This is a genomic window from Streptomyces xanthophaeus (assembly GCF_000725805.1).
GTDB classification, from domain to species: Bacteria; Actinomycetota; Actinomycetes; order Streptomycetales; family Streptomycetaceae; genus Streptomyces; species Streptomyces xanthophaeus.
On record NZ_JOFT01000011.1, the window covers coordinates 101,864 to 113,549 of the forward strand.

An 11,686-nucleotide genomic window follows, 5' to 3' on the forward strand; every position below is an offset into this window, starting at 1 on the left:
ATGCACCCCTTTTTCCTTGGAGCGTTCATGTCCAGCCGTTCACCAGGCGGAGGAATCCGCCGCAGGCTGCCCCTGGCAGTCGCCCTGGCCCTGGCCCTCACGGTGCCCGGAGCCCTCGCACCCGTCGCGGTCGCAGCCGACCGTCCCGGTGCCCCGAAGACCGCCCCGCACAAGGACGCCAAGGTCCGGGCGGTCAAGGCACAAGGTGCCAAGGAAGCACGTGAGTTGGTGGCCAAGAACCAGGCCGCCAACACGGCCCAGGCGGAGCGGGCCCGCCGGGAGGCCAAGGCCGCCTGGCCGAAGGCCGCCACCTTGGTCCAGGACTCCTCGGCCGCGCGGAAGGGCTCCCGACCGCTGGTCGACGTACGGCCCGTCGCGCGGGTGAACAGCCCGCTGATCCGTCCCGGGGGCCCCGGCGGCCCGGTCGCGCCCGCCGCACCGGCGCAGGCCGGCCGGGGCGGGAAGTCCACCGTCAAGGTGCTCGACCAGAAGGCAGCGGAACGGGCCGGCATCACCGGCGTGCTGTTCTCCGCCGCGGCCGACACCTCCGGTCCGGCGCAGGTCAGCATCGACTACGGGTCCTTCGCCTCGGCCGTCGGCGGCGGCTGGTCCCAGCGCCTCGGCCTGGTCGCCCTGCCCGATTGCGCCCTGACCACACCCGAGAAGCAGGAGTGCCGCAAGACCACCCCGCTGCCCTCGGTCAACAGCCTGAAGAACCAGACCGTGACGGCCGACGTGGCCTCGCTGTCCGGCGGCCCCGCGGGCGCATCGGCGCCGGCCGCCGGGGGCGCCGCTCCCGCGGCAAAGGGCCCGGCCGTCTTCGCGCTGATGGCGACGGAATCGGCCTCGCCCAAGGGCGGGGGCGACTTCGCGGCGACCCCGCTCACCGCTTCCTCCAGCTGGGAGTCAGGTGCCTCCTCGGGCGCCTTCACCTGGTCCTACCCGCTGGCGGTCCCGCCGGCGGCGGCCGGTCCGGTGCCCGCGCTCTCCTTCTCGTACAGCACCGCCAACATCGACGGCCGGACGGCGAACTCCAACAACCAGGGCTCCCAGGTCGGGGAGGGCTTCGACCTGACGTCCTCCTACGTCGAGCGCAGGTACGGCTCCTGCGAAGACGACGGGCAGGCCGACAAGCACGATTTCTGCTGGAAGTACGAGAACGCCGTCCTGGTCCTGAACGGCAAGGCCACCGAGCTCGTCAAGGACGACGCGAGCGGCAAGTGGCGCATGAAGAACGACGACGCCTCCCAGGTCACCCGGGGCACCGGCGCCGACAACGGCGACGGTGACGGCGAGTACTGGAAGGTCGTCACCGGTGACGGTACGACGTACACCTTCGGTCTGAACAAGCTCCCCGGTGCGGGCTCCGAGCGCACCGACTCCACCTGGACGGTCCCGGTCTTCGGCGACGACGCCGGCGAGCCGGGCTACGGCAAGGGCTCCACGTTCGCGGGCCGCTCCGAGGTCCAGGCCTGGCGCTGGAACCTCGACCTCGTCCAGGACGTCCACGGCAACGCCGCCACCTACTGGTACGGGGCCGAGACCAACCACTACGCGAAGAACGGGGACAAGACCAAGCTCGCGGCCTACACCCGCGGCGGCCACCTCTCCGAGATCCGCTACGGCCAGCGCGCCGACACCCTCTTCAGCGGGACGGCCTCGCACAAGGTCGTCTTCGAGAACAAGGAACGCTGCTTCGCCGCGAGTTGCAACGACCTGACGAAGGACAACTCGGACGACTGGCCCGACGTCCCCTTCGAGGCGATCTGCTCGGCGTCCGAGACCGACTGCCGTGCTCTCGCCCCGGACTTCTTCACCCGCAAGCGCATGAGCAGCGTCAGCACGTACGCCTGGTCCACCGCGCTCGAGCCCGACGGCTACGCACCCGTCGACACCTTCGACCTGGCCCAGGAGTACCTCGACCCGGGCGACCTCGGGGACACCAGTGACCAGACCCTGGTCCTGAAGTCGATCAAGCGCACGGGCAAGAACGGCGGTACGACCGACGTCCCGCCGGTGGACTTCACGTACCACATGCGTCCGAACCGGGTGGACGCGGACGGGGACGACATCGTTCCGCTGAACCGTCCGCGCATCAACACGATCACCTCGGAGACGGGCGCGATCACCACGGTGACGCTCTCCGACCCCGAGTGCAAGCGGGGCACGAAGATGCCGACGGCGGAGGACGACAACTCCCTGTCCTGCTACCCGGTGTACTGGCCGATCAACGGCGGTGACCCCAAGCTCGACTGGTTCCACAAGTACAACGTCACCGCCGTCACCATCGCCGACCCGGCCGGCCAGAACGACCTCGTCGAGCACGCCTACGAGTACGCCAACCCGGCCTGGCACCACAACGACGACCCGCTGACCCCCGAGGACGAGCGCACCTGGTCCGACTGGCGCGGCTACGGCAAGGTCACCGCCTACACCGGCGCCACCGACAAGACCCGCTCCAAGACCGTCAAGGTCTTCATGCAGGGCATGCGCGGCGACAAGCGCAAGGGCACGACCGACACCCGCACCACCGTCGTCTCCGCCGTCCCGGTCACCGGGCTGACGATCCCCGACATCAACGACGACGACCAGTACGCAGGCGTCCAGCGCCAGCAGATCACCTACAACGGTGCCAGCGCCCTCTCCGTCACCGTCTCCGACCCCTGGAGCAAGGAGACCGCGAGTCGGCAGGCCTCGTACGGGAACGCCAAGGCTCACTACGTCGGCACGGCGACCGAGTACGCGCACACCCTCCTCACCGCCACCAACACCTGGCGCACCACCCGCACCGACACCGCGTACGACGACCTCTACGGCATGAGGACGCAGACCTCCTCGCACGGTGACACGGCCAAGACGGGCGACGAGACCTGCACCCGCGTCTGGTACGCCCGCAATGACGCGAAGGGCATCACGTCCCTCAGCTCGCGGACCCGGACCGTCGGCGCCCTGTGCTCCGTCACCGACGACAAGCTGAGCCTGCCGGCCACCTCAGCGACCCGCGGCGACGTGCTCTCGGACACGGCCACCGTGTACGACGACACCGCCGCGACCGCCTGGTCGGCGAACCAGACCCCGACCCTGGGCCTGGCCACCTGGACCGGGCGTGCCCAGTCCTACCCGGCGGCCAGCGGCACCGCCGACCGCAACCCGGCCGGCGCCGCCGGCTGGCAGACCACCTCCCGGACCGGCTACGACACGGCGGCGGCCAAGCTCGGCCGCCCGCTGACCACCGTCGACGCGGCCGGGAACACGACCACCACCGCGTACACGCCCGCCGCGGCCGGTCCGCTGCAGGTCGCCGTGGTCACCTCGCCCAAGCTCGCCGCCAACGGGCAGCAGTACAAGTCGTACACCTACACGGACCTGCGCGGCTCGATCGTGCGCTCCATCGACGCCAACATGGCCTCCACCTACAACACCTACGACGGTCTCGGCCGGATCACGGCCACCTGGCTGCCCAACCGCGGCCAGTCCCAGACCCCGAACCTGAAGTACGGGTACCTGCTGGAACGCGGCAAGCAGCCGTGGACCTCGAAGGGCAACCTGGCCGCCGACGGCAGCTACAAGACCGTCTACTCGATCTCCGACGCGCTGCTGCGCCCGCTCCAGACCCAGAGTGCGTCGCCGAACGGCGGCCGCATCCTGACCGACACCCGCTACGACTCGCGCGGTCTGATCTACGAGTCGTACGCAGACATCTGGGACAAGGACAAGGCGCCGGAAGGCACGTACGCCCGGGCCGAGTACGGCAGCACCCCCGCCCAGACCCAGACCGTCTTCGACGGCCTCGGCCGGGCCACGGCCGTGGACCTGCTGGTCTACGGCGTGAAGAAGCAGACCACCACCACGGGCTACACCGGCGACTCGACCGCCAAGACGGCGGTCCAGGGCGGCACGGCCACCCGTACGATCACCGACGCGCTCGGCCGGACGACGGAGGTCCGCACCTACGGCGGCACCACGCCCAACGACCCGGCGTACGGCGGCACCACGCCCGGCACCGCGTACACCAGCGTGAGCCAGAGCTACACCAAGGACGGCAAGCAGGCCGCGGTCACCGGCCCCGACGGCGCGAAGTGGACGTACACCTACGACCTCTTCGGGCGCACCGTCACCGCCACCGACCCCGACAAGGGGAAGAACACCACCACGTACACCGTCCTGGACCAGATCGCGACCGCCAAGGACGCGCGCAACACGGTCCTGGAGTACGGCTACGACGAGATGGGCCGCAAGACCGGCCTGTGGACGTCCCCGAAGTCCGACGCCACCAAGCTCGCGGCATGGACCTACGACACCGTCCGCAAGGGCTCCCCGTCGGAGTCCATCCGCTACGTGGGCGGTCTGACCGGCAAGGCCTACAGCAAGTCCGTCACCGCCTACGACGTCCTCGGCCGTCCGACGACGACCCGTCTCACCCTCCCGTCCGACGACCCGCTCGTGACCTCGGGGGCCGTCACGGCGACCTCCGACCACACGGAGACCTACCGGCTCGACGGCACGCCCAACACCACCGTGTCCCCCGCGGCCGGCGGCCTGCCCGCCGAGACCCTCCAGGTGAACTACAACTCCTTCGGCCTCCCGAAGGGGCTGTCCGGCACCACCGACTACGTCCAGAACGTGGCCTACTCCCCCCTCGGTGACATCGAGCAGCTGACGCTGGCCCGCTCCGCGGCAGCCGGGGTCCGCAAGACGTTCATCGGCAACACCTACGAGGAGGGCACCCGCCGTCTGCTGAAGTCCACGGTCAACGACCAGACCCACAACGGCATGCTGCAGGAACTGACCTACAAGTACGACCAGGCCGGCAACGTCCTGTCGATCTTCGACTCGGCCCCGCTCAGCGGCTTCACCAAGGCCGACAACCAGTGCTTCGCCTACGACGCCCAGCGCCGCCTGACCGAAGCCTGGACCCCGAAGACCGCGGACTGCGCCGCCTCCGGACGCACCGCCGCCAACCTCGACGGCGCCGCCCCCTACTGGAACAGCTACACCTACACCGCCTCCGGCCAGCGGGCCACCGAGAAGACCAACACCGGCACCCCGCAGACCCGCACCTACTGCTACGACCCCGCCCGCCCGCACGCCCTGGCGTCCACCACCACCGCTGGCACCTGCGCGGGTGTCGCCCCGCAGTACACCTACGACGCCACCGGCAACACCACCAAGCGCACCGAAACCCCTGGCAGCGCCACCTCCCAGGACCTCGTCTGGAGCGCCGAGGGCAAGCTCGGCAAGCTGACCGAGGGCACCTCCGCCACCGACTACGTCTACGACGCGGACGGTCAGCTCCTCATCCGCCGCGACCCGGCGGGCGAGACCGTCCTCTACACCCCCAGCACCGAGGTACACCTCAAGGGCGCCAAGAAGTGGGGTACGCGCTCCTACAGCATCTCGGGCGTCAAGGCCGCGGTCCTGACCAACGAATCCGGCACCGCCAAGCTGTCGTTCGTGGCCGGCGACGCCCACGGCACGACCTCCCTCGCGGTCTCCGCGGACGACACCCAGGCGGTGTCCAAGCGGTACACCACCCCCTTCGGCTCGGCACGCGGTCCCGCCGCGGCCAACTGGCCGGACGACAAGCGGTTCCTCGACAAGTCCGAAGACACCGCCAGGGGACTGACCCATGTCGGCGCCCGTGAATACGACACCGCTCTGGGCCAGTTCCTCAGCGTCGACCCCGTACTGAGCCTCGACCAGCACCAGTCCCTCAACGGCTACAGCTACGCGAACAACAGCCCGGTCACCTTCAGCGATCCGACCGGTCTCGAGAGCTGCGGCAGCGCCGGCTACTGCGGCGGCGGCGGCTGGACCAACGGCAAGCACATCGAGGACATGCCGGAGGACGAGGTCCGGGAGCACTACGAGGAGAACTCCGTCTACGACCAGGCCGACGACGCGATGCACGGCGGCACGGAGAAGGGGGGCCAGACCTTCACCGCGTGGATGGACCCGGGTGAGGACCGCGGCATCATCATGGTCCGCTACTACATCCACACCTATGACGCCATGTCGATGGTCCCGGGGTTCCCCATGCTGCTGGGTGACAACCGTGGTTCGACCGACGACCCCCACGCCTCCTACCGGATGGTCCTCTGGTGGGACACGGCCACCGGTGAGATCGTCTTCAACGTGGCGCCGTCCCACACCATGCCGGGCAAGCGCACCGTCTCGTCGTACGCGACCGGCGGCGCCCCGATGGAGGTGGACGTGGCCTCCGAGATGGTCCCGGCCCTCCCCATCCTGTTCGACCACAGTGCCCTCCGGACGCTCACCGGCAAGAACGTCCTCCGAAACGACGGCTCCACCCCGAAGAGCCTCAAGTTGAGCGTGCACGGCGTACAGCCGGTCATGTGGGTGGGATCGGTCGACAACTGGCTGGAGGTCACGCCCACCAAGGATTCCGTGACCGTGAGCCGCACGGGCAACGCGTATCCGGACATGGAGGTCGTGCAGTACCAGAAGGGCCAGAAACCGCGGTGGGGCGCGTTCGACGCCATGGCCCACACCAGCGGTTACGACGCCGCCCCACTTTTCGGCGGCATGGTCTACAACGACCGTGACCACCGGACGTGGGTCAACGGCACCTGCAAGAGGGACTGCTGAGATGAGGAAGCCGTCATGAGTACGGGAAAGTGGCTGTGGCTCTGCCTGCGACGCTACGTCCTGACCGTCGTTCCGGGCGGGGTGGCCGCGGCCCTGGTGCTGCCCGTCCTGGGCGACGATCCCTTCTGGGGAGCGCTCGGCGCGGGGCTGGTGGCGGGGCTGATCGCGGGGACCCTCCTCACGGTCGTGACCATGGTCGTCCTCGCCCTGCTGGCCGGCCGGCGGTTCGAGCCGCCGACCGGCGGTCCCTCGCGGATCCGGGGCGGCTGGCTGATCGTGCTGCCCCTGCTCCTGCTGCTGCCCGTGGCCCTGCTCGCGCCGCTGCAGTACCTGATCGTGCTCGGCGCGCAGCTCGTGTACCTGGTGTGGGTGCTGCCCTGCCAGGACGCCCGCGACACCGCGGACGCGCTGCGCTCGCTCGCCGACCCGGCCGTCCCCGCGGAGCAGCGGGCCAGGACGGCACGGGCGGTCGCGGGACTGCAGGGAAGGCCGGTCGTCGAAGCCCTGGTGCAGACCTCGGCCGACGCGGACCCGGAGGTCGCCGAGGCCGGCCTGGAGAGCCTGTGCACCATCTGGCGGCGCGACGGGGTCGTCGGCGAGGACCTGCTGCTGAAGCTCGACCCGCAGGCCCAGAACCGCGTCCGGGCCCTCGGCGTCAGGGTGCGGAGCCCTTGGTGAGAACGGCGGCGACCGGCCGCGCATGACACGGGCCCGGCCCTCCCGAGACCACTCGGGAGGGCCGGGCCGCTTTTTTCTTCCCGCGGTCGGGGCCGCGGTCGAGGAACCTGCGGGCCGGGCTGCGAACGGCGGGCGGTGCAGGCCGCGCGCGGGGTGCCGCGCGCAAAAACTTTCACGAACGAGCCAACCATGGCCGCAATATGATCATCCTCCTTGCCGAGTTCCGTCACCGCCCCGAAGTGACGGCTCACGATCAAGGAGGTCCGCATCCCGTATGAGGCTGCCTCGCAAACGCCGCGTGGACCACACCGGTAGGACGGACGACACTGCAAGCCCGCCCCCGACGGAGGACCGCCCGGAGCGCACACGGCGCCGCGGGCGCCGCGCGAAGGGCCGCGCGCGGGACCGCGCGAAGGACCCCGCGGGAGCCGGCCAAAAGGCCCGTCGCCTCCGCATCGACTTACCGCGTCGCGGCCGCCGGGGCTGGCGGCGCTGGACGCCCTCCTGGAAACTGCTCTCCGGCCTGTTCCTGCTCTTCGCCGGCGCCCTCGCCGCCCTCGCCATCGTCGTCTACACGCGCATCGAGATCCCGGACCCGCACGACTCCGCGCGCCGGCAGGCCACCGTCTACTACTGGGCCGACGGCAGCCGGATGGTGAGCATCGGCGATGTGAACCGACAGGACGTGACCCTCGCCGAGGTGCCCGAATCCGTCCAGCGCGCCGTCATCGCCGCGGAGAACGAGGACTTCTACAGCGACTCGGGCATCTCGGTGACGGGCATCGGCCGCGCCGCCGTCAACATCGCCAAGGGCAAGGAGACCCAGGGCGGCTCGACCCTCACCCAGCAGTACGTGAAGAACACCTATCTGAGCCAGGACCAGACCGTCCAGCGCAAGATCAAGGAAGTCTTCCTCTCCGTGAAGATCAGCAACGTGCTACCCAAGACGGAGATCCTCCAGGGGTACCTCAACACCTCGTGGTTCGGCCGCGACGCGTACGGAGTCCAGGCGGCCTCGCACGCGTACTACGGCATCCCCGCCAAGGACCTGAACCCCAGTCAGGGCGCCCTGCTGGCCGCCGTCCTCAAGGGCGCGGAGAGCTTCGACCCGTCCCTGAGCGCCGACAACCACGAACGCGCGGAGGACCGCTGGAGCTGGATCCTGGACCGTCAGGTCGCCACGGGTTCGATGAGCGCCGCGGAACGCGCGAAGTACACGGAATTCCCCGAGCCGAAGCCTCCCGTCAAGCCGACGAGCCAGGCCGGGCAGACCGGCTACCTCGTCGACATCGCCAACAAGTACCTCAAGAGCCGCGGCGGGATCACCGGCGAGGATCTGGCCGGCGGCGGCTACAGGATCCACACCACCTTCGAGAAGGACAAGGTGTCCGCGCTGGCCAAGGCCGTCGAGAAGGTGCGCACGGACCGGCTGGACCCGAAGAACCGGGCGGAGGACCAGCACGTGCAGGTCGGCGCCGCCTCGATACGCCCCAAGGACGGAGCGGTCGTCGCGGTCTACGGGGGCTCCGACGCGATCGAGCACTTCACCAACAACGCGGACACCGCGGGCGTGCCGGCGGCCTCGGCGTTCAAGCCCTTCGTGTACGCCGCGGCTCTGGAAGAGCAGCTCGAGGGCACCCAGCCCCCGACCGAAAGCTCTGCCCCGCTCCCCCCGCACCCGCCGACGCCGGAGACGTCCGTGGCGGCCTCGCGCTTCCGCACGGCCCTGGTCGACTCCGACCACGTACCGTTCGTGGAGGCCGGCAAGAAGATCGGCCTGAAGAAGGTCAAGGACCTCGCGGTCGCGTCGGGACTGCGCGAGGAGAGCATGGCCGAACTGGAGCCGACCTTCTCCATCGGCACCTCCACCCCCAGCGCCATCCGGCTGGCCAGTGCCTATACGACCTTCATCAACAAGGGCCAGGCCACCGACCCCTATTCGGTGACCAAGGTCGAACGCAACGGCGCCGCGGTGGAAGGCTTCGGCCGGCCCAAGCCGCGCCGGGCCATGAGCGCCGACACGGCCACGATCGTCGGCGCTGCGCTGCGCCACGTGGGGTGGAACGCCATCGGGCCACCGACGGACCAGCGGACCTTCGTTCCGTCCTGGGCGGGCAAGACCGGCCCGAACGACCGCATGAACTCGGCCTGGTTCATCGGCGTGACCGAGGAACTCAGCACCTCGGTCGCCATGTTCCGTACGAAGCCCGACGTCACGCAACTGCTGCCCATGCAGGGCGTGGGCGGCCCCGACTCCGAACGGGGCAGCGCCTTCCCGCCCTTGATCTGGAAGGCCTACCACGAGGTGGTGGCCCCCGCCCCCGCCCCCGCCGTACCTGACGGACCACCCCCGGGAACGCACCCCTGACGGCCCGGTAGGGCGGGGTCGGTACCGACCTGAGGCCGAGCGACGTGCCGGCCGTCGGCCGGGGGCCACACCACGGGCGGTCCGTCCCTCGCCCGCCGGGTCGTGCGCACCCGGCCGCAACCGGAGGTTGCTGCGGCAGCGAAGGCACGACCAGCACGTCTCCAGGCTCAGTTGAGGCGCGCGAGCCGCAAGAGGGCTTCGCTGCGGACGTCCGGGTCCGCGTCCGACGTCAGCGTACGGAGCTGCGCGATCAGCTGATCGCCGCCCTCGTCCGTCATCCAGCCCGCGTCACAGTCGAGTTCGGCATCGAGCTGGTCGGCAGTTCCGTCGCTCGACGCGACCGCACGTGCCCGGAGCAGGGCACGTAGGCCTGCCACGTCCCTCCGGGCCAGCAGAGCCACCGCGGTATCGGAGGTCACTCCCGTGTCGTGAGGGTCCAGGAGAAGGCGGTGCAGGACATCGGCGACCTCCTCGATGCGAGGCACCGCCGCCAGGCGCCGACCGGCAGCGGCCCTGACGGACCAGTCCGGTGAGTCGACTCCGGCCAGCACATCGCGAAGGTCTTGTCCTACGAGGTCATCCATGGCATCAGACTTCCAGTCGGACATCTCGATCAAGCCTCGCTGAGACAACACCCCGGCAGCCGACCCTCGAGGAGAGTGCCTTCATGCGTACGCCGGCCGGCCGGCGGGCCGGCGGTCCCCCGCGCATCACCTCCACAGGGCGAGAACCCTTTCGACCGCGGCCAGGACCGGCTGGCCGACCGCTCCTGCTTGCGCGGCGGCGATTGCGCTGACGGTCATCAGGGCCCGCACGCGTTCGACGAATACGGCGGCTTCCGGCGGATCCTCGTCCATCAGGTGTGGCAGAGCGGCATCGATGTCCTCGGCCACCGAAGGGGGAACCTGGCCCCGGAGCTCTTGGAGGGCGTGGCGCAGCTGCGCAAGGGCCTCCGGCAGAGCTCCCCCGGATCCCGACCGGCCGATCGCCATGCCGGTGTCGGCGAAGCCGCCGTGCACAGTGACGCTGTCGCCGAAGAAGACGGTTCCGCTCGCGGCGCCGGCCAATCCGTCCCCGCGTCCCGCGCGTCCCCCGTGTCCCTCGTGTCCCTCGTGTCCTCCGCGGCGTCGTTTCCGATCGCGGTGCTCGCCGGCCCGACCGGTCGCGTCGGCCTGCCGGGGTTCCGCAGGGCTCTCCTCCGTCACCACGGCGTCCTGCCCGGTGATCGCGGCCAGACCGGCCGAGAGGTCCATCCCACCCTCCAGCGAGGCCAGCACCGCCTGGTCGGCGCTCTTCAGCCAGCCGTCCAACTCGGAGTCGTCGTCGGCCGTGAATGCGTCCACCTCGTGCTCGTTCATCGGGCACCTCCTCTCCGGGGCAGGCGAGCCTTGAGCGTGGCTCGGGCCCGACACAGGTTCTGTCGGACCGATTCCTTGGTGATCTCCAGTTCCTCGGCGATCTCCGCGACGGTGTACCCGTCGTAGTGCCACGCCATGACCTGCCGTTGTCGGGACGGCAACGCGACGAGGGCGGTGTAGACCTCCCGCTCCTGGTCGCTCAGCTGGATGTCGGTCGGTACGTACGACCGGGCTCGTGTCGTGGGGAGTTCGGGGAGCTCCCCCGGGAGCTCTTCACGCAGTTTGGCCCGGAAGTAGACCCGTACCGCAACGGTGCGCAGCCAGCGTGCCGGGAAGCGGATGCCGTCCCACTGCGGATAGGCCGTGGTGAAGGCCTCGTGCGCGGCATCGGCGGCTTCCTGCGGGTCGGCGCCGTGCTTCATGACGAAGCGGGTCAGCAGTGGCATCTCGCGCCGGTAGGCGTCTTGGAAGTCGTGGGTGCCGGGGTCGGTTCTGACCCGTGTAGCCGGTCCCGTCCGCGGCCTCGACATGTCATCGGCCACGCGGGACCCGCTCCCGTGGGGCCGCCTTCCGCCCTACTTCTATCGTGACCTCGTCCCCCGCAGCCGAGCGCATCCGCACCCGGCTGCCCGTCGGGAGCGCCTTGACCATCTGCATTCCGGCACGGTGCTGG

General features: G+C 70.2%; 6 protein-coding genes. 3 read left to right on the top strand and 3 right to left on the bottom strand.

Annotation, left to right across the window (positions count from 1 at the left end; all coding sequences use genetic code 11):
• Positions 1-27 precede the first annotated feature (27 nt).
• The 3 genes from IO30_RS47545 to IO30_RS0103900 all read left to right on the top strand — a co-directional run bounded on the left by IO30_RS47545 (position 28) and on the right by IO30_RS0103900 (position 9,655).
• Positions 28-6,609: an RHS repeat domain-containing protein gene (locus tag IO30_RS47545; protein WP_051901846.1), complete on the top strand. Its 6,582-nt coding sequence runs from the start codon at positions 28-30 to the stop codon at positions 6,607-6,609.
• Positions 6,610-6,624: 15 nt separating this feature from the next.
• Positions 6,625-7,287, top strand: a complete 663-nt coding sequence (locus tag IO30_RS0103895; protein ID WP_031139251.1) for a hypothetical protein — start codon at positions 6,625-6,627, stop codon at positions 7,285-7,287.
• 274 nt (positions 7,288-7,561) lie between these two features.
• Positions 7,562-9,655: a transglycosylase domain-containing protein gene (locus tag IO30_RS0103900; protein ID WP_078904525.1), complete on the top strand. Its 2,094-nt coding sequence runs from the start codon at positions 7,562-7,564 to the stop codon at positions 9,653-9,655.
• Between the two features lie 167 nt (positions 9,656-9,822).
• Here IO30_RS0103900 and IO30_RS41655 read toward each other — a convergent pair whose 3' ends face one another.
• The 3 genes from IO30_RS41655 to IO30_RS0103915 all read right to left on the bottom strand — a co-directional run bounded on the left by IO30_RS41655 (position 9,823) and on the right by IO30_RS0103915 (position 11,543).
• A complete protein-coding gene (locus tag IO30_RS41655) occupies positions 9,823-10,263 on the bottom strand; it encodes a hypothetical protein (protein WP_157853070.1) in 441 nt (146 codons plus the stop codon).
• A gap of 102 nt (positions 10,264-10,365) precedes the next feature.
• Positions 10,366-11,013 (bottom strand): hypothetical protein, encoded by a 648-nt coding sequence (locus tag IO30_RS46680; protein ID WP_051901850.1) that lies wholly within the window; start codon positions 11,011-11,013, stop codon positions 10,366-10,368.
• On the bottom strand, positions 11,010-11,543 hold the full coding sequence (locus tag IO30_RS0103915) for an RNA polymerase sigma factor (protein ID WP_037892976.1): 534 nt from the start codon (positions 11,541-11,543) through the stop codon (positions 11,010-11,012). Before IO30_RS0103915 ends, IO30_RS46680 begins: the two co-directional genes overlap by 4 nt.
• Between the last annotated feature and the right edge of the window lie 143 nt (positions 11,544-11,686).

Coding starts and splice junctions, on each gene's coding strand:
- IO30_RS47545 (WP_051901846.1), top strand. CDS start 28: ATGTCCAGCCGTTCACCAGGCGGAGGAATCCGCCGCAGGCTGCCCCTG.
- IO30_RS0103895 (WP_031139251.1), top strand. CDS start 6,625: ATGAGTACGGGAAAGTGGCTGTGGCTCTGCCTGCGACGCTACGTCCTG.
- IO30_RS0103900 (WP_078904525.1), top strand. CDS start 7,562: ATGAGGCTGCCTCGCAAACGCCGCGTGGACCACACCGGTAGGACGGAC.
- IO30_RS41655 (WP_157853070.1), bottom strand. CDS start 10,263: ATGTCCGACTGGAAGTCTGATGCCATGGATGACCTCGTAGGACAAGAC.
- IO30_RS46680 (WP_051901850.1), bottom strand. CDS start 11,013: ATGAACGAGCACGAGGTGGACGCATTCACGGCCGACGACGACTCCGAG.
- IO30_RS0103915 (WP_037892976.1), bottom strand. CDS start 11,543: ATGTCGAGGCCGCGGACGGGACCGGCTACACGGGTCAGAACCGACCCC.